This window comes from Amnibacterium soli (assembly GCF_039544415.1).
GTDB lineage: Bacteria > Actinomycetota > Actinomycetes > Actinomycetales > Microbacteriaceae > Amnibacterium > Amnibacterium soli.
In genome coordinates, this window is the sequence record NZ_BAABLP010000002.1 from 232,550 (window position 1) to 250,684 (window position 18,135).

Consider the following 18,135-nt stretch of genomic DNA (forward strand, 5'->3'; position numbering starts at 1 on the left):
GACGCGTCCGCGGCGCGGCGATGGGCGAGGATTGGCGGGTGCAGCAGGCGGTGGCGGTGGACGACGCGCGGCGGCTCGACGAGGCGGACCCGCTGAGCGCCTTCCGCTCGCGCTTCCTCGCCGTGCCCGAGGTGGTGGCCTACCTCGACGGCAACTCGCTCGGCCGTCCGCTCGACCGGACTCCCGAGGGCCTCGCCGGTCTCGCTCGCGACCGGTGGGGCGGCCGCCTCATCCGCGGCTGGGACGAGGGCTGGATGGAGGAGCCGCAGCGGCTCGGCGACGACCTCGGTCGCATCGTGCTCGGCGCGGGCCCGGGGCAGACGATCGTCGGCGACTCGACGAGCGTGCTGCTCTACAAGGCGGTGCGCGCCGCCGTCGCGCTCCGTCCCGACCGCGACGAGGTCGTCCTCGCCGGAGGGGACTTCCCGACCGACCGGTTCGTGCTGCAGGGCGTCGCCGACGAGCTCGGCCTCCGGCTCGTGCCGCTCGAGGCCCCGCACGACGGGGGAGTGGAGGCGGACCAGGTGGCCGCCGCCGTCGGGCCGCGCACCGCGGCCGTCGTGCTGAGCCACGTCGCCTACCGGTCCGCCCACATCACCGACGTGTCGGCCGTCACCGCGGCGGCCCATGCCGCCGGCGCCGTCACGGTGTGGGACCTCAGCCACTCCGCCGGTGCGGTCCCGCTGCGGCTCGACGAGTGGGAGGTCGACCTCGCCGTCGGCTGCAGCTACAAGTACCTGAACGGCGGACCGGGGGCGCCCGCGTTCGTGTACGCCCGTGCCAGCCTGCTGCCGTCGCTGCAGCAGCCGATCCAGGGCTGGATGGGCGCCGCGGAGCCGTTCGCCATGGGGGAGCGGTACGTCGCGGATCCCGGCATCCGGCGGTTCCTCTCCGGCACGCCGTCGATCCTCGCCATGCAGCCGCTGGCGGACATGCTGTCGCTGCTCGACGAGGTGGGCATCGACGCGGTGCGCGCGAAGTCGGAGCGCCTCACGGCGTACGCGGTCGACCGCTACGACGCCGAGCTCGCGCCGCTCGGCGCCCGCTTCGCCAGCCCGCGGGACCCGCAGCGGCGCGGCTCCCACGTCACCTTCGACCACCCGGCGTTCGAGGCGATGCTGCCGCGGCTGCACGCCCGCGGCGTCGTGCCCGACTTCCGCCGGCCCGACGGGCTGCGCATCGGGCTGTCGCCGCTCAGCACGTCGTTCGAGGAGCTCGAGCTCGGTCTGCAGGCGGTCCGCGAGGAGCTGGTGCAGGCGGGCTGACCGCGGGTCCGCCCGGGCCGATTCCGCCCGAGCTGACATAATGTGCATTATCGGCGCCACTGAACCCCGCTCCTGACGTCGAGCCCATAATGTCCCTTATGTCAGGTCGAGTCGGCGGACGGTCTGCGGCGGCCCCGGATCGTGCGCCGCATCGAAGACGTGGAACGGTGCCGGTCCGGGCGTGACCGCGCGGGTCGGCCTCCTGCTGCACGGGATGCGGCGCCTGCATCGACGGCGACCCCACGGCGCCTCCGAGGTCGCTGCGCAGGAGGCCGATGCGGTTCGAGCCACAGGAGATCGAAGGCAGACTGTCAGGCCGTCCGCGGGCGCCGCAGCCGCGGCCGCCCCTGCTCCCCCGAACCTCCAGAGGTCCCTCCTGCTCGGACTCGAACTCGTCGTGATCCTCGGCGCCGTCGTGCTGGCCGTCGGCGTCCTCGCACGCCGCGTCCACGTGGCCGCGCCGATCCTGCTGCTGATCGCCGGCGCGGCGCTCGGCTTCGTGCCGCTGCTGCGGGAGGTGGAGCTGCCGCCGGAGGTCGTCCTGCTGCTGTTCCTGCCGGCGCTGCTCTACTGGGAGAGCCTCACGACGTCGCTGCGGGAGATCAGGTCGAACCTGCGGAGCGTGGTGCTGACCAGCACGCTGCTCGTCGTCCTCACCGCGGCCGTCGTCGCCGTCGTGGCGCACGCGGTCGGGCTCGACTGGGGTGCGGCCTGGGTGCTGGGTGCGGCGGTCGCGCCGACGGACGCGACTGCCACGGCCGCGCTGGCCGGCGGCATGCCTCGCCGCACGCTCACGACGCTCCGCGCGGAGAGCCTCGTCAACGACGGCACCGCCCTCGTGATCCTCGCCCTGGCGATCGGCGTCTCCGCGCACGGGATGGCGATCACGGCCGTCGGGGTCGGCGGCCAGCTGCTGCTGTCCTACGGCGGGGGCATCGCGATCGGCGTCGCGGTGGCCTGGGTGGCGACGCAGGTGCGCAAGCGCATGGACGACGCGCTCGAGGAGAACGTCGTCTCCCTCCTCTCCCCCTTCACGGCGTACCTGGTCGCGGAGGTCGTCGGGGCCTCCGGCGTGCTGGCGGTCGTGATCTGCGGCCTCGCGATGAGCCAGATCGGCCCCCGCATCGCCGGTGCGGACACCCGCACGCAGATGAACGCGTTCTGGACCCTGGCGACCTACCTGCTGAACGGCGCCCTGTTCGTGCTCGTCGGCATCGAGCTGCAGGTCTCCGTGCGCGACCTGCGGCCGGGACAGCTCGTCGTCGGGCTGCTCGGGGTGGCCGTCGTCACCGTCGCCGTCGTGGCGGTGCGCTTCGGCTTCTTCTTCGGCACCGGCGGGGTGCTGCGGCTGCTCGAGCGCACGCCCGAGCGGCGCGCGGCCCTCATGACGAACCGGATGCGGCTCGTCATGAGCACGGCGGGGTTCCGCGGGGCGGTCTCGCTGGCGGCTGCGCTGTCCGTGCCGAGGCTGGTGGACGGGGGCGACCGCTTCCCCGACCGCGCCCTCGTCGTGTTCGTCACGGCCGGCGTCATCGCGGTCACGCTCGTGCTGCAGGGGCTGGTGCTCCCCCTCGTGCTGCGGCGGGCGCAGCTGCCGCCCGACGAGGCCGTCGAGCGGGAGCTGCTGGAGGCGGAGACGACCGCCACGGAGGAGGCGCTCGAGTCGCTCGACGGACTGGCCGGTGACGTCGACGCCGGTGACCACGCCGTGCAGCGCAGCCGCGACGAGCTCGAGGTGCAGCTGCGGTCGCTCGAGAGCGGTGAGGACGACGAGCTCGACGAGGACCAGCAGGCGGCGGCGGACTACGCGAACCTCCGGCTCGCGCTGGTCCGGCGCAAGCGCCAGGTGCTGCTGCGGCTCCGCGACGAGAAGCGCATCGACGACATCGTGCTGCGCCGCATCCAGTCCCGGCTCGATCTGGAGGAGGTCCGGCTCGCGGCCGAGGACTAGCCGGTCGCCGCGCCCGCCTCGGGCCGCCGTTCGAGCGCGGCGCGGGTGAGCAGGGTGGCTCCCCCGACGGCCGCGGGCATCGCGACGATCGCCCCGAGCGGGACGAGGAACAGCACCCAGGTGGCGACGCCGAACCCCAGCGCGCGGGCCCGCAGGCCGCGCAGCCGCCGACGGCGCTCGCGGAGGTGCAGGCCTCGCGCGTCGAAGGGCGTGCCCGTGAGCTCGACCGCGAGGAACCAGCCGCCGACGACGGCGCCGAACGCGCCGCCGACGAGCGGCCCGACCAGCGGGATCAGGCCGAGCAGGAACGCGGCGAGGCCGACGCCGACCGAGGCGACGAGCAGGGCGAGCCCGTCGCGCGCAGCGCGCAGCAGCCCGCGGAGCACCGGCTCGTCGCGCTCCTCCGGCGCGTCGCCGAGGCGCTGCTCGACGCGACGGCTGATCCGCTCGTAGAACGGGTCCCCCACGGTCAGCACGACCGCGGTGAAGGACAGCGCGCCGACGACCACGGCGAGCACGAGGATCGCGAGCCCGGCGGCGACGCGGACCGTGGCGCGCAGCGGGTCGGCCCAGCCCGCAGCGAATCCCGTCGCCCAGGCCGCGATCCCCTCGAGGGAGGTGACGAGCGCGACGAGCAGCCCGACCCACACGGCGCCGACGACGACCGCCGGCAGGGCGCCGAGCAGCATCAGGCGGGGGCTGCTCCCCCACAGGCGGAAGCCGCGACCGAGGTCGCCGACCCCGCGCAGGAACTCGTGCACGTCCCGATCCTCCTCCGTGCGGTCCCGCCTGCGCCGCGAGCCGTCGTCGACGGGTTCCGCGGGCACGGAGCGGACCGAGGGAGCACGCTCCACACTGGGACCATGCAGTCCGACGACGCACTCCCCGACGTCCCCCGCGCCTCGCGGATCGGCGGCTCGCGACCCCGGCCGCAGCTGGTGCGCCGCGACTGGGCCGACCTGAGCGGTCCGTGGGGCTTCGCGTTCGACGACGCGGACGAGGGACGCGCCGCGGGCTGGCAGGACCGATCCGACCTGGGCGCCGGCGAACGGGTCATCCAGGTGCCCTTCCCCTTCGAGTCGGCGAGCTCGGGCATCGGCGAGACGGGCTTCCACCGCGTCGTCTGGTACCGCCGCGAGCTGACGGCCGCCGACCTCGCGGCGGCGGGCTTCGCCTCCCGCGAGGGGCGCCTGCTGCTGCACTTCGCCGCCGTCGACTTCCGCGCCGAGGTGTGGCTCGACGGCCGGCTGCTCGGCCGCCACGAGGGCGGCCACACGCCGTTCTCCTTCGACGTCGCCGACGCCGCGCGTTCGGGCGACCGCTTCACGATCACGGTCCGGGTCGAGGACGACCCGCTCGACGTCGGCCAGCCCCGGGGCAAGCAGGACTGGCACCGCGACCCGCACGTGATCTGGTACCACCGCACCACCGGCGTCTGGCAGCCCGTGTGGCTGGAGGCGGTGCCGGACACGGCCCTGACCAGCGTGCACTGGGCCGCCGACCTGGCCGCGGCGACGGTGCGCGCCGAGGTCGTGCTGAACCGGGTGCCGGCGGAGGGCACCACCTGCTCGATCGTGCTCGAGCACGACGGCCGCAGGATCGGGGCCGTCGAGGTGCCCGCGGGGCGCGACCGGTTCTCGGCGGTCGTCACCCTGCCCGAGCAGGAGAACGGGCAGGGCTACGAGGAGCTCCTCTGGTCGCCCGAGCACCCCGCGCTCGTCGACGCGACCGTGGTCGTCGCCGCGCCCGACGGCGGGCGGGACGTCGTCTCCTCCTACCTCGGCCTGCGCAGCACGGCGGTCGGCCGCGGCCGCTTCCTGCTGAACGACCGCGACGTGTACGTGCGCTCCGTGCTCGAGCAGGGGTACTGGCCCGAGTCGCACCTCGCGGCGCCGTCCGAGGGCGCGATCGAGGCCGAGGTGCGGCTGATCAAGGAGCTCGGCTTCAACGCCGCCCGCCTGCACCAGAAGTTCGAGGACCCGCGCTTCCTGTACTGGGCGGACCGCCTGGGCCTGATGGTGTGGTCCGAGACGCCCGGCGCCTACGAGTTCTCGCCGACCGCCGTGACGCGGATGACCAGGGAGTGGCTCGAGGTGCTCGACCGCGACCGGTCGCACCCCGCGATCGTCACCTGGGTGCCGCTCAACGAGAGCTGGGGCGTGCAGCACCTCGCGCACTCCCCCGCGCAGCGCGCCTACGCCCGCGCCCTCGTCGACCTGACCCGCGCGATCGACCCGACGCGACCGGTCGTCTCCAACGACGGCTGGGAGCACGTCGACTCCGACGTGCTGAGCGTGCACGACTACGAGTGGCGGCCGGAGGTCGTCCGTCGGCGCTACGCGAGACCCGATGCGGCCGAGCGGCTGCTCGCCGGCCTCGGCCCGGCCGGGCGCCGCATGGTCGTCGACGACCGGCAGCGCCCGGACGCGCCCCTGATGCTCACCGAGTTCGGCGGCATCCGGTTCACCCCGGGTGCCGCCGCCGAGGACGCGTGGGGCTACTCGATCGCGACCTCCGCCGACGACTTCCGCGAGCGGCTCGCGGGCCTGATGGGGGCCGTGCAGGACAGCGAGGTGCTCGCGGGCTTCTGCTACACGCAGCTGACGGACACGCTGCAGGAGGCGAACGGGCTGCTCACCGAGGACCGCCGGCCGAAGCTGCCGATGCCCGTGCTCCGCGCGATCATCACCGGTCGGCCCGAGGAGCGATGAGCCGAGCGCGCGTACCGGGCGGGCAGCGCCCGGCGGAGGGCTAGCGGCCCTCGAGCCGGTGCAGGCCCGTCCGGATCAGCGCGGGCAGGTCGGCCGGCTCGAAGACCTCGCCCGACGCCTCGAGCTCGTCCACGCCCCACCAGCGCGAGGCGACGATGTCCTCGCGCTCGTCGGGCATCCAGCCCGCGTCGCTCGGCTCGAACCGGTCGGTGCGGATCGAGAACCAGGCCCAGTGCCCGAGCTCGTAGGGGTGCCAGTCCGCATTCACCGAGAGGTCGACCACCGCGAACGGCTCCCCCACGGACTCGACGACGAGACCGGTCTCCTCCCGCAGCTCGCGGACGCCGGCCGCGGCGAAGTCCTCGCCCGGGTCGACGCCGCCGCCCGGCGTGATCCAGCGCGGCGGCACCGCGTGATCCACGCCGTAGGTGAGGAACAGCAGCACCCGGTCGTCGCGATCCGCGACGACCAGACGGGAGGTGGAGCGCTCGGCGACCACTACTCCCCCGGGATCGGCGCGAAGCTCGACACGTCGCCGACGAGGCGCGTGCGGTCCGACGGGATCGGCGCGACGGCCGCGTCGGCGATCTCCGCCGCGAACTCCTGCACGTTGTAGAGGCGGCCCGCCGCCTCCCGCCGCGCGTCGAGCGCGCCCGGGCTCGCCCGGTTCAGGATCAGGGCGGTCGCGGTGCCCTCGATCATGTCGCCGGAGACGACGACGAAGCCGATCTCCTGCTCGTCGAGCGCCGGGACGCGGGCGCGCAGCGCGTCCTCGCCCGCCCGCTTGCTGCGCGCGACGGGCTCGTACTCGGGCATCGTCGGCGTCGTGCGGATGAAGTGCGCCTGGTGGCTCGTCACGAAGACCACCCGCGACCCCGGGTCCATCAGCGGCACCGCGGCCTCGAGCACCCGCACCTGCGCGTCGCGGTTCAGCTGCAGGGCGTAGTCCTCGGCGGCACCGGACTCCATGCCGCCCGAGGCGTTGAGCACGAGCAGGTCGAGCCCGCCCCACTCGCGCACGACCGCGCGGAACATCTCCTCGACCGCTTCGCCGTCGGTCAGGTCCGCGCGCACGGCGAAGGACTCCCCGCCGGCGGCCCGCACCTTCTCGGCCGTCTGCTCCGCGCGTCGCGCCTTGCGCTCGTCGCGGTAGTTGACGACGACGTCGAAGCCGCGCTGGGCCAGGAGCACGGCCGTGTCGGCGCCGATCCCCCGGGAGGAACCCGTGATCAGGGCGCGGTTGCGCGGAGGAACGAGGTCGGTCTCGGCGTCGGTCACGATCGAGGACCCTATCGCTCGTGCCGCAACGGCCTCGATGCTACGGTTCGAGTCCGAGCCCCAGGAGTGCGCGCGTGTTCCCCGATCTGTTCAGCTACACGTGGGTCCTCTGGCTGGTGATCGTCGTCGCCGCCATCGTGCTGGAGCTGCTCACCCTGAACCTCGTGTTCATGATGATCGCGGCCGGCAGCCTCGTCGGCGGCCTCGGCACCTGGCTGCTCGGCTGGTCCGCCCCGCTGCAGGTCGTCGCCGCGGCCGCGCTCTCCGCCGTCCTCGTCTTCCTCGTGCGCCCGCTGCTCTACCGGGTGCTCGTGCACGGGAAGGAGCGCCCGCTCACGAACGTCGACGCGCTGTCCGGCATGAGCGCCCGCGCGACCGCCTCCTTCGTGCAGGGCACCGGGTTCGCCCGACTGGCGAACGGCGAGACCTGGACCGCCCGTCTCGACGACGCGCACGAGCACGCGGAGGTGGGCACCGGAGCCCGCCTCACCGTGGTCGCGATCGAGGGCGCCACCGCCGTCGTCGCTCCCGCGGCCGCACCCACCCCCGGAACTGGAGACACCCCGTGACCGATGCAGGCGCATTCCTCGGCCAGCTGTTCCTGATCCTGCTGGCGATCGTCGTCGTCATCTTCGTGATCGTCGTGCTGACGAGGGCGGTGCGGGTGGTGCCCCAGGCCCGGGCGGGGGTGGTGGAGCGGCTCGGCCGGTACCACAAGACGCTGCTGCCCGGTCTGAACCTGCTCGTCCCCTTCATCGACCGGCTCCGCCCGCTGCTCGACCTGCGCGAGCAGGTCGTCTCCTTCCCGCCGCAGCCCGTGATCACCGAGGACAACCTCGTGGTCTCCATCGACACGGTCGTCTACTTCCAGGTCACCGACGCCCGCGCCGCGACCTACGAGATCGCGAACTACCTCGTCGCCGTCGAGCAGCTGACGACGACCACCCTGCGCAACGTGGTCGGCGGGCTGAACCTCGAGGAGGCGCTCACCAGCCGCGACAACATCAACGGGCAGCTGCGCGTGGTGCTCGACGAGGCGACCGGCAAGTGGGGCATCCGCGTCAACCGCGTCGAGCTGAAGTCGATCGAGCCGCCCGTGTCCATCCAGGACTCGATGGAGCAGCAGATGCGCGCCGAGCGCAGCCGCCGCGCGCAGATCCTCACCGCCGAGGGCACGAAGCAGTCCGCGATCCTCCAGGCCGAGGGCGAGCGGCAGTCGCAGATCCTCCAGGCGGAGGGCGAGGCGCAGGCCCGCGTGCTGCGCGCCCAGGGCGAGGCCCAGGCGATCCAGACGGTCTTCGAGGCGATCCACGCGGGGAACCCCGACGGCCCCCTGCTCGCCTACCAGTACCTGCAGACGCTCCCGAAGATCGCCGAGGGGCAGTCGAACAAGCTCTGGATCGTCCCCTCCGAGCTCACGGACGCGCTGCAGGGCATCGGCGCGGCGTTCGGGCGCCCGGCCGCACCGCACGGCGCGTCGAGCGGCGCGGCTCCCTCGCCCGCGCAGGACGCGCCCTCCTCCGTGCGCCCGCCGCAGCCGTCCCCCGCTCCGGCTCGCCCCGCGGAGCCCGCCCCGCCGACCGACCCCCGGTGAGCCGGACCGGCTGGTTCGACGGCCCGCTCCCCCGGATCCTCGCGCACCGGGGCCTCGCGCTCGACGCGCCGCAGAACTCCGTCGACGCCTTCCGCGCCGCGCTGGCGGCCGGCGCGACGCACCTGGAGACCGACGTGCGCGCGACGGCCGACGGGGCTGCGGTGCTCGTGCACGACCCCGAGCTGACCGACGGCCGCGCCGTCGCCGACCTGCCGCTCGCGGCGCTGCGCGAGGCACTGCCCCGGGTCGCGACGCTCGCGGAGGCGCTGGCGGCGCTGCCCGACGCGCGGTTCAACATCGACCTGAAGCACGCCGACGCCGTCGCTCCGACCGCGGCGGCCGTCGCCGGGGCGGCCGCGGCCTCCCGCGTGCTCCTCACCTCCTTCTCGCGACGCCGTCGGCGCGCGGTGCTGCGCCTCGTGCCGACCGCGGCGACCTCCGCCTCCGCCGACGGCGTCGCCGGCGTCGTGGCCGGCCTGCGCCTGCGCGCCCCGGGCCTCACCCGGTCCGCGCTGCGCGGCGTCGACGCCCTGCAGATCCCGGAGCGCGCGGCCGGCACCGACCTCGCTGCGCCGTGGAGCATCGCGGCGATGCACCGCGCCGGCGTCGAGGTGCACTTCTGGGTGGTGAACGACCCGATCCGCATGCGCGAGCTCGTCGCCCGGGGCGCCGACGGCGTCGTCACCGACCGGGCCGACCTCGCCCGCGACGCGCTGCGCTGATCGAATGCACCGGCTGCACCGGAAGTGAACAGCGCTCTGGGAAGGTTCTGAGGAAACACCCCCCGGGGAATCCCCGACTCCGAACGCCCGTTATACCGGATGCGGGGAGAGGGGTATCGAATGGCTGATCGCAGTCTGCGCGGAATGCGGCTCGGCGGGCAGAGCCTGCAGAGCGAGGAGGGCGTCGTCTTCTCGGAGCGGCAGGTCCGGGAGTACCGGGCCACCGACGGGAGCACGTTCTCGGTCACGTTCGCGGCCGAGGCCGAGATCCCGGAGCGGTGGACCAGCCCGAAGTCGGGCATGGAGGGCCAGCTGCTCGAGGAGGACGGCTCGCTCGCGGCGCACACCGTCAAGGTGGAGAAGCCGGCGCGAACGCACTGGGACATGCTGCTCGAGCGGCGCACGCGCGCCGAGCTCGAGGAGCTGCTGGAGGAGCGCCTGCAGTACCTGCGCGCGCGCCGCGGCAAGACGACCGACAAGAAGGCGAGCTGAGCGCAGGCCGGCTCCGCTCGACGGGCCCCGTCCTCTTCCGAGGGCGGGGCCCGTCGTCGCTCACGGCGGCGGTTGGCAGTGCGGACACCAGTAGGTGCGGCCGGGGTGGACGCCCCGGCCGACCACGAGGGTGCCGCACCGGAGGCAGGGTCGGGACGCCCGGCCCACGACCCAGTGGGTGCTCCCCCGCCGCCGGTCGCCTGTGGTGATCTGGTACGCGTCGGGGTGGGTGGCGGAGTGCAGCAGCATGCGCGCCGCGAGCCGCACGAGCGGTTCCAGCGCGACCTCCCGGACCGGGCGGTCGGGATGGACGCCGCGGAGGAAGCAGACCTCGTTCACCCACAGGTTGCCGAGACCCGCGAGGTTCCGCTGATCGCGGAGGGCCTCGAGCACCGGGCGGCCGGGATCGGACGCGACCCGCCGGACGGCCTCCGCCTCGTCCCAGTCCGCACGGAGCGGGTCGGGACCGAGGAAGCCGACCACGTCCGCCTCCTGCCGGGTCTCGACGAGCTCGACGATCGGGATCGCGACGCCCCACGCGGTCACTCCCCCGGTGGTCGCGAGCCGGATCCGCACGTCGGGCTGCACCCGCCTGGGCACGGCGCGGCCCTCCCGGGTCACGGTCCACGTGCCGTCGAGGCGCAGGTGGCTGTGCAGCGTCAGGCCGCCGGAGAAGCGCTGCAGCAGGTGCTTGCCCCAGGTGTCGTGGCCGAGCACCCGCCGACCGGCGAGGTCGGCGCGGGCGTGCTGCGGCACCCGCAGCTCGCCCGCGGCCAGCGTCGCCCCGTCGAGCGCGGCGCGGAGGCGGACCGCCACCCGGAAGACGGAGTCGCCCTCAGGCACCGCGCCGTGCCCGGGTCACCGGCGGCGCAGCGGCCGGGCCAGCAGCGCGAGCAGCAGCGGCAGGATCCCGCCGAGCAGCGCGATGGTGGCGCCGAGCGGCACGCCGAACGCCACCGCCGGGGTGATCCCCGTCGCGAGCGGCACGTCGACGACGATCGTCTGCGTCGTGAACGGCTCCGCCGCGGCGAGCGTGCGCCCGTCCGGCCCGATCGCGGTCGTCGAGGCGACGGTCGAATCGCTGACCAGCGACCGGCCGGACTCGATCGCCCGGAGGCGGGCGATGCCGAGCTGCTGCTCGTTCTCCTCGGTGTGCCCGAAGTCGGCGTTGTTCGTCTGCGCGACGAGCACCTGGGCGCCGTCCGCGACCGAGCCCAGGATGAGGCCGTCGTCGATGACGTCGAAGCAGATGTTCACGCCGACCGGCACGCGGCCGACGTCCATCACCGAGGAGCGGGTGCCGGGCGTGTAGTCGCGCCCGACGAGCTTCAGCAGGTCGGGTGCGAAGGGCGTCCAGAACTTCCGGTCCGGCACGTACTCGCCGAACGGCACGGGCCGCACCTTGTCGTACAGGTCGGTGATCCCCTGATTCGGCGTCCAGAGCACCGACGAGTTGTAGGTGACGCCCTGGCGCTCGGTGATCGCGCCCGCGAGCAGGGGCGCGCCCACGGCCTGCGACACGAACTGCAGCTGCTGCTGCACGTTCGCCTCCCGGGTCGGGTCGTACATCGCGGCGCCCTCGGGCCAGACGACCAGGTCGACCTCCTTGCCGAGCGCCGGTCCCGTCGCCTGCACGGTCTTCGCGAGGTTGGCCGCCGGGTCGAACAGCGGGTCGAAGTAGCCCGCGTGGGTGTTCGGCTGGACCGCTGCGATGCGCATCGAGCCGGACACGGTGAGGGGGAAGGTCGGGACGGCGAGGAGCGCCCCGGCCACCACGGCGGCCGCGAGCACGCGGGGCAGCGCGGCCTGCGCGCGACCGACGCCGAGCCCGCGGGGCTCGGTCGTCAGCGCGACGCCGATCGCGGTCAGCCAGACGAGCACGAAGCTGAGGCCCGTCGTGCCGAACCAGGCGCTGAGGTAGGCGAACGGCGACATCGACTGGCTGAGGGCGACCGTGCCCCAGTTGAACCCGCCGTAGGGCCAGGTGCCGGCGACCACCTCCCGCGTCGTCCAGGCCGCGGCGATGAGCGGGGGCACGACGACCAGGCGCCCGAACGCCGTGGGCCACAGCCGTCCGGTCGCGTGCTGCAGCACCGCGATCAGCCCGCAGCCGGCCGCGACGAGCAGCGCCTCCAGGGTGCCGAGCGCGAGCAGCGGCACGACGCCGAGGAACAGCGTGACGAAGTCGATGAGCGAGAACCAGAAGACGACGCCGAACACCAGGCCGACGAGGGCGCCCGACCAGAACCCGCGGCCGCGCAGCGCGAGCAGCGCGCCGCCGACGCCGGGGAACAGCAGCACCCAGATGCTCGCGGAGGGGAAGGCGAACGAGAGCAGGAGGCCGCTGACCGCGGCGACGAGCAGCGCGAGCGGCATCGGCAGCTCCGCGGCTCCGCGCAGACGGATCGGACGGGCGGCCGCGCGCGCCGGCGGCGCGGGTCTGCGGAGCGTCGCCGTCATGCGCCGACGACGGTCGCGTCGCGGAGGCCGCGCTGCCGCGTGCTCATGCGCCGATGCTCGAGTACGCGACGATCCCCCGCCGGATGGCCTCGATCGCCTGCTGGGCGGTCCGCGCCGTCTTCCCCTCGCCCACCTGGCTGATCTGGTCGAGCAGGTCGATGACCTGCTTGGTCCAGCGCACGAAGTCGCCGGCCTGCAGGTCCGCCTCGCGCAGCACCGCGTCGAGCGCGCCGCCGCGCGCCCAGCGGTACATCGCGGTGCAGAGCCCGACGGACGGCGGGTTCGAGCCCGGCAGGCGGTGCGAGCGCTCGAGGTCGTCGAGGCGCTCCCAGAGGCCCTCGAGGCGGTTCCAGGCGTCGCGGAACGGTCCCTTGGGCAGCCAGCGCTCGTCGGCGGCGCCCTCCTCGCGGCGGGCCTCGAAGACGAACACGGTCGCGAGGGCGGCGAACGCCGGCACGTCGAGCCCGTTCCAGACCTGGCGCCGCAGGCTCTCCGCCAGCAGCAAGTCGCGGTCGCCGTAGATGCGGGACAGGGCGCGCCCGTGCTGCGTCAGCACGACCTCGCCCTCGTCGTCCGCCTTGAGGTAGCCCTCCTCGAGCAGCACCTCGGTCACGCGGTCGAAGATGCGCGCGACCGCACCGGTGCGCGTCGCGATCTGCCCCTGCAGCTGCTCCGTCTGGCGCTTCAGCCGGTACCAGCGCTCCGCCCAGCGCGACAGCTCCTCGCGCCGCGGCGACGTGTGCGCGGGGTGCGTCTTCATCCGGCGGCGCAGGTCGGTGATCTCGCGCTGGCGCCGCTCGCGCTGCTTCGCCGTCTGGTCGCCGGGCTTCGCGCCCGCGCGCTCCAGGTCGCTGATCTCGCGGCGGATCGCGGCGTACTCGGTGACGTCGCCGGACGCGCCGGTGTCGTCGCGCATCGCCTTCTCGTACCCGACGAGCGACTCCTCCTGCTGCCGCACCTTGCGGGCGAGGTCGACGACCGCCCGGTCGGCCTGGTACTGCGCGAAGGAGGACTCCAGGATCGTGCGGGTGCGCTCGCGCCCGAACCGCTCGATGAGGTTGACCGCCATGTTGTAGGTCGGCTTGAACGAGGAGTTCAGCGGGTAGGAGCGCCGGGAGGCGAGCGAGGCGACGGCCTGCGGGTCGAGCCCCTCCTGCCAGCAGATGACGCTGTGGCCCTCGACGTCGATGCCGCGACGGCCGGCGCGGCCGGTGAGCTGGGTGTACTCCCCCGGCGTGATCGGCACGCGGGCCTCGCCGTTGAACTTCTCGAGCTTCTCGAGCACGACCGTGCGCGCGGGCATGTTGATGCCGAGGGCGAGGGTCTCGGTCGCGAACACGACCTTCAGCAGCTTGCGCTGGAACAGCTCCTCCACGACCTCCTTGAAGGCGGGCAGCAGCCCGGCGTGGTGCGCGGCGACGCCGCGCTCGAGGCCCTCGAGCCACTCCCAGTAGCCGAGCACGGCGAGGTCCTCGTCGAGCAGGGTTCGGCAGCGCTCCTCCACGATCGCGCGGATCTCCTGGCGCTCCCAGCCCTCGGTGAGGCGCACGCCGTCGCGCATCGCCTGCCGCACGGCGCCGTCGCAGCCGGCACGGCTGAAGACGAAGAAGATCGCGGGCAGCAGGTTCTGCTCGCCGAGCAGCTCGACGAGGTCGCTGCGCTGCATCGTGAAGCCGCGGGGCGCGCCGCCCTTGCTGTGGCGCCGGCCGACGTCCTGCATCTGCCGCGACGAGATCGTGCGGCCGCCGTAGCGGGACATCTGCAGCAGCTCGGGGTTCACCCGGGGCGTGCCGCCGGAGGCGGACTGCGTCGCGTCGAACAGGTCGACCAGCTTCGAGCGCATCAGGACGTGCTGCTCGAGCGGCACCGGCCGCTCCTCCGACACGATCACCCGCGTGCGACCGCGCACGGCCTGCAGCCAGTCGCCGAACTCCTCCGCGTTCGACACCGTCGCGGAGAGGGAGACGAGGCGCACGGTCTGCGGGAGGTGGATGATCACCTCCTCCCACACCGCCCCTCGGAACCGGTCGGCGAGGTAGTGGACCTCGTCCATGATCACGAACGAGAGGTCCTTCAGCAGGTCGCTGCCCGCGTAGAGCATGTTGCGCAGCACCTCGGTGGTCATCACGACCACCCGGGCGCGCGGGTTCACCGCGGTGTCGCCGGTGAGCAGCCCGACGTCGTCGGGGCCGTAGACGTCGACGAGCTCGTTGTACTTCTGGTTCGACAGCGCCTTCATCGGCGCCGTGTAGAAGACCTTGTCGCGCACGGACGCCATCGCGAGGTACACCGCGAACTCGGCGACGATCGTCTTGCCGGCGCCGGTCGGCGCGGCGACGAGCACGCCGTCCCCGTCCTCCAGCGCGACGCAGCTCTCGACCTGGAACGGATCGAGCTCGAACGAGAGCTGCGCGCGGAACGCCTCGACGGCGGGGTGGTCCTGACGGATGCGGGAGGCGGCGTATCGCTCGGATGGCGACAGGACAGCCGCTCCGGCAGACGACTCCACCGGTTTACGAGCCACCCTTACAGGGTACCCGCGCCCTCCAGGACGGCTGCGTCCCGACGGGCTTTGCGCCGATCGTGCAGCAGGGCGATGCCGACCGCGACGAAGTACAGGATGATCATCGGGATCGCCAGCAGCAGCATCGAGACGATGTCGGCCGACGGCGTCGCGACCGCAGTGAAGATGGTCACCGCGAGGATCGCGATGCGCCACGACTTCAGGATCGTCCGCCCCTGCAGCACGCCGGTGAAGTTGAGCAGCACGAGGAACACGGGCAGCACGAACGCGATGCCCACCACGAGCAGCAGGCGCAGCGCGAAGTCGAGGTAGCCCTTGCCGTCGAGCAGCGACGACGTGCCGCCCGGCGCGAAGCTCACCATCAGCCCGACGATGTGCGGGATGACGAAGGCGCCGGCCGCGCAGCCCGCGAGGAACAGCGGGACCGCGCTGAAGAAGAAGCCGAAGACGTACTTCTTCTCCTGGCGGGTGAACGCCGGCGTCAGGAACGCGAAGATCTGGTACAGCCAGATAGGGCTCGCGAGCACGACGCCGACGATGATCGCGATCTCGAACCGCACGTCGAACGCGCTGGTGACGCTCGGGAAGTTGATGGTCGCGATCCGGCCGCCCTGCTGCTTGAGGGGGCCGGTCAGCACCTCGAGGACGAGGTCGGACACGAACCAGCCGCCGATGCCGCCGGCGAGGATCGACAGGGCCGCCCACATCAGCCGCTTGCGCAGCTCGAGGAGATGTTCGATGAGCGGCATGCGCCGCTCATCGGTGGCGCTGGTGCGCGCCCGGGGGCCTGCTGCGGAGCTCAGCGGTCCTCAGACGCGCGACGCGTCTGCGCGGAGTCGGGCGTCGTCACGGTCTCGCGGTCGAGGTGCTCCGCGGAGCGCTCCTTGCGGTCCTTGGCGATGTCGTCCTGCACGTCGGTCATCTCCTTGCGGAAGATCTTGATCGACTGGCCGAGGCCCTTCGCGAAGATCGGCAGCTTCGTCGCGCCGAAGAGCACGAGGACGACGAGGACGATGGCGACGAGGTGCCACCCCGAGAGGGCGTTGCCGAAGATACCCATGATGCTCCGATCGGATCCGCCTTCGCCATCGGAACGACGGCTGCGGCGCTGCTTCGTCAGTGTAAGCGCCCTCGGCGGCGGTTGGCGCGTGCCGCGCGATCCGGCCCTCAGGCCGTGTCGCCGCGGTAGCGGGCCAGCCCCGCCTCCGCCCACTCCCGCACGGCCGCCCGCGCGTCGTCGGGCTCGACGACGACGATCAGGCCGGGTCGCCCTGCGACGAGCCGCTTCAGCCCGTGCAGGTGGGCGATCCGGAGTCGGGTCCGCACCCAGCCGCGCCGCGCCGGCTGCGTCTGCGGCCGGTCGCCGAGGTAGTCGGCGAGCAGCGGCACGGCGGCCTCCGCGATCTCGATCGTGACCGAGCGGTCCTGCTTCGAGGGCTGGAAGATGCGCTCCGGCAGCTCGATGTCCTCGGGGCGCTCGGGCTCGGCGTCGGCCAGTGCGCGCACGTCGCGCATGCGGTCGAGGCGGAAGGTGCGCAGCGCGCGGCGGGACCGGTCCCAGCCGCGCAGGTACCAGGACTCGTCGACGGACTCGACGCGGAGGGGCTCGACGGCCCGCTCCTCGCGCTCGTCGCGGCCGTTCAGGTAGTCGAAGCCGAGCACGGTGCCGGCGCTGATGGCCTCGCGCACCACGCCCACGCGGGTGTCCGCGCCGCCCTCCACGGCGACCGCGGCGGGCGCGCCGCTGGCCGCGCGGGTGAGCTTCGCGGTGAGGCGGGCGACCGTCTCCCGGTCCGCGTTCGCCGGCAGCGCGGCGACGTACTGCAGCCCGGCGATGAGCGCGGCGGCCTCGCGGGCGGAGAACCGCGGCGAGTCGTCGATCGCGACCTGGTGCGTGATCGCGATCTCGTCGCGCTCCTCGAACCGGTCCCAGTCGATGTCGAACAGGTCGCCCGGCTGGTACGCCTTCGTCTCCCCCGGCACCCCGGAGACCGCGATGAGCTGCACCGCGTCGCGGATCCGCTGCTCGCCGACGCCGAAGTGGGCGGCGGCCTGCGCCACGGAGACGCCGTCGTTGTCGAGCAGGTACGGCACGAGCGCGAGCAGGAACGCCAGTCGGTCCTGCACGCGCAGCGGCTGCGCGTCAGCCATCGGTCCCCCCGTGCGCCGCGGCGACCGCGGCCAGTCGATCCCGGACGGCGGCGACGAGCTCGGCGGGCTCGACCACGAGCACCTCCGGGCCGAACGCCGCGACCTCGTCGGCGAAGAGCGCCTCGTCGGAGTAGTGGACGGCGACCCGGCCGCCGTCGACCGCCTGCCCGCGGGACCCGAGCCGCGCGGCGGCGTCGGTGTCGGGCTGCAGCTCGAGCAGCGCGCGGTTGCCCGCGAGCACCGCCCGCAGCCCCTCCCGGGCCTCCTCGGCGGGGTCGCCCCCGGGCGCGTCGAACTCCTGCGCCGTCTCCTCCACCGCACCGGCGATGCGGCTGAGCAGGAAGGTGCGGCGGGCGTCGGCGGCCAGGTCGATGCCGTGCACGTGCCAGCGGCCGCCGAACTGCACGAGCGCGAGCGGGGCGACGCGGCGGCGGCGCACGCGGTCCTCCCCCGGCTTCAAGTAGCCGAAGGCGACGACGCGGCGGCGCTCGATCGCCTCCCGCAGCGGGTCGAAGGCGGCATCGCGGGCACGGAGGCGCGGAGCGAAGCCGATCAGCGGCTCCTCCGACTCGATGCCGAGCGAGCGCAGCTTCAGCAGGGCGCGCCGGGACTCGCCGGACAGCGAGCCCTCGCGCCACGCGAGCGCGGCGAGGTCGAGCAGCGCGATCTCCTGCGGCGTGAAGGTCACGTCCGCGGGCAGGTCGTACTCGCCCTTCGGGATCCGGTACCGCGTGTACTGCACGGCGCCCTGGTCGGCGGGCAGCTCGATCGACTCGAGGGGCACCCCGAGGTCGCGGATGTCCTCCTTGTCGCGCTCGAACTGGCGCTCGAGGGAGGCGTTGCCGCCGTTCGTGCGGTACCGCTGCCGGTACCCCTGCACGGACGACAGGATGTCGGCCTTCGTCAGGCCCGTCTCGGTGGCGAGGAGGGCGAGGACGAGGCTGAAGAGGCGTTCCTCGTTGGAGACCGCGGTCGGCACGGGGTGGG

Annotated in this window: 17 protein-coding genes; 7 read left to right on the top strand and 10 right to left on the bottom strand. The window is 73.7% G+C overall.

Annotated elements, in window-relative coordinates:
• The first annotated feature begins 38 nt into the window (after nt 1-38).
• Complete coding sequence (locus tag ABEA53_RS05110; protein ID WP_425550598.1) at nt 39-1,265, top strand: kynureninase; 1,227 nt, start codon at nt 39-41, stop codon at nt 1,263-1,265.
• 397 nt (nt 1,266-1,662) lie between these two features.
• Nucleotides 1,663-3,216 carry a Na+/H+ antiporter gene (locus ABEA53_RS05115; protein WP_345479937.1) on the top strand — a complete coding sequence of 518 codons (1,554 nt, stop codon included), beginning with the start codon at nt 1,663-1,665 and terminating at the stop codon, nt 3,214-3,216.
• On the opposite strand, the gene ABEA53_RS05120 is transcribed toward ABEA53_RS05115, so the two are convergent.
• Nucleotides 3,213-3,977, bottom strand: a complete 765-nt coding sequence (locus ABEA53_RS05120) for an EI24 domain-containing protein (RefSeq protein ID WP_345479938.1) — start codon at nt 3,975-3,977, stop codon at nt 3,213-3,215. The two genes, ABEA53_RS05115 and ABEA53_RS05120, sit on opposite strands and share 4 nt — an antisense overlap.
• 102 nt (nt 3,978-4,079) lie before the next feature.
• Here ABEA53_RS05120 and ABEA53_RS05125 point away from each other — a divergent pair, with 102 nt between their 5' ends.
• Nucleotides 4,080-5,927 (top strand): glycoside hydrolase family 2 protein, encoded by a 1,848-nt coding sequence (locus ABEA53_RS05125; RefSeq protein WP_345479939.1) that lies wholly within the window; start codon nt 4,080-4,082, stop codon nt 5,925-5,927.
• A 40-nt stretch (nt 5,928-5,967) separates the two neighbouring features.
• On the opposite strand, the gene ABEA53_RS05130 is transcribed toward ABEA53_RS05125, so the two are convergent.
• Both ABEA53_RS05130 and ABEA53_RS05135 read right to left on the bottom strand, forming a co-directional pair.
• Nucleotides 5,968-6,426, bottom strand: coding sequence for an NUDIX hydrolase (locus ABEA53_RS05130; protein WP_345479940.1), 459 nt, complete (start codon nt 6,424-6,426; stop codon nt 5,968-5,970).
• Complete coding sequence (locus ABEA53_RS05135; protein ID WP_345479941.1) at nt 6,426-7,205, bottom strand: SDR family oxidoreductase; 780 nt, start codon at nt 7,203-7,205, stop codon at nt 6,426-6,428. Before ABEA53_RS05135 ends, ABEA53_RS05130 begins: the two co-directional genes overlap by 1 nt.
• Nucleotides 7,206-7,279: 74 nt before the next feature.
• Here ABEA53_RS05135 and ABEA53_RS05140 point away from each other — a divergent pair, with 74 nt between their 5' ends.
• The 4 genes from ABEA53_RS05140 to ABEA53_RS05155 all read left to right on the top strand — a co-directional run bounded on the left by ABEA53_RS05140 (nt 7,280) and on the right by ABEA53_RS05155 (nt 10,013).
• On the top strand, nt 7,280-7,774 hold the full coding sequence (locus ABEA53_RS05140) for an NfeD family protein (protein ID WP_345479943.1): 495 nt from the start codon (nt 7,280-7,282) through the stop codon (nt 7,772-7,774).
• Complete coding sequence (locus ABEA53_RS05145; RefSeq protein WP_345479945.1) at nt 7,771-8,799, top strand: SPFH domain-containing protein; 1,029 nt, start codon at nt 7,771-7,773, stop codon at nt 8,797-8,799. Before ABEA53_RS05140 ends, ABEA53_RS05145 begins: the two co-directional genes overlap by 4 nt.
• Complete coding sequence (locus ABEA53_RS05150) at nt 8,796-9,521, top strand: glycerophosphodiester phosphodiesterase family protein (RefSeq protein ID WP_345479946.1); 726 nt, start codon at nt 8,796-8,798, stop codon at nt 9,519-9,521. The genes ABEA53_RS05145 and ABEA53_RS05150 overlap by 4 nt, the downstream gene beginning before the upstream one ends.
• A 120-nt stretch (nt 9,522-9,641) precedes the next feature.
• Nucleotides 9,642-10,013: an RNA polymerase-binding protein RbpA gene (locus ABEA53_RS05155; RefSeq protein WP_345479948.1), complete on the top strand. Its 372-nt coding sequence runs from the start codon at nt 9,642-9,644 to the stop codon at nt 10,011-10,013.
• A gap of 60 nt (nt 10,014-10,073) precedes the next feature.
• On the opposite strand, the gene ABEA53_RS05160 is transcribed toward ABEA53_RS05155, so the two are convergent.
• From ABEA53_RS05160 to ABEA53_RS05190, 7 genes are all read right to left on the bottom strand, one after another.
• Nucleotides 10,074-10,856 carry a DNA-formamidopyrimidine glycosylase family protein gene (locus ABEA53_RS05160; RefSeq protein ID WP_345479949.1) on the bottom strand — a complete coding sequence of 261 codons (783 nt, stop codon included), beginning with the start codon at nt 10,854-10,856 and terminating at the stop codon, nt 10,074-10,076.
• Between the two features lie 15 nt (nt 10,857-10,871).
• Nucleotides 10,872-12,389 carry an apolipoprotein N-acyltransferase gene (gene lnt, locus ABEA53_RS05165; protein ID WP_345479950.1) on the bottom strand — a complete coding sequence of 506 codons (1,518 nt, stop codon included), beginning with the start codon at nt 12,387-12,389 and terminating at the stop codon, nt 10,872-10,874.
• A 127-nt stretch (nt 12,390-12,516) separates the two neighbouring features.
• Nucleotides 12,517-14,997: a DEAD/DEAH box helicase gene (locus ABEA53_RS05170; RefSeq protein WP_345479951.1), complete on the bottom strand. Its 2,481-nt coding sequence runs from the start codon at nt 14,995-14,997 to the stop codon at nt 12,517-12,519.
• A gap of 2 nt (nt 14,998-14,999) precedes the next feature.
• Nucleotides 15,000-15,746 (bottom strand): twin-arginine translocase subunit TatC, encoded by a 747-nt coding sequence (tatC, locus tag ABEA53_RS05175; RefSeq protein WP_345479953.1) that lies wholly within the window; start codon nt 15,744-15,746, stop codon nt 15,000-15,002.
• A 50-nt stretch (nt 15,747-15,796) separates the two neighbouring features.
• On the bottom strand, nt 15,797-16,057 hold the full coding sequence (locus tag ABEA53_RS05180; protein ID WP_345479954.1) for a Sec-independent protein translocase subunit TatA/TatB: 261 nt from the start codon (nt 16,055-16,057) through the stop codon (nt 15,797-15,799).
• Between the two features lie 107 nt (nt 16,058-16,164).
• On the bottom strand, nt 16,165-17,148 hold the full coding sequence (locus ABEA53_RS05185) for a helix-turn-helix transcriptional regulator (RefSeq protein ID WP_345479955.1): 984 nt from the start codon (nt 17,146-17,148) through the stop codon (nt 16,165-16,167).
• Complete coding sequence (locus ABEA53_RS05190; RefSeq protein ID WP_345479956.1) at nt 17,141-18,127, bottom strand: helix-turn-helix transcriptional regulator; 987 nt, start codon at nt 18,125-18,127, stop codon at nt 17,141-17,143. The genes ABEA53_RS05185 and ABEA53_RS05190 overlap by 8 nt, the downstream gene beginning before the upstream one ends.
• Between the last annotated feature and the right edge of the window lie 8 nt (nt 18,128-18,135).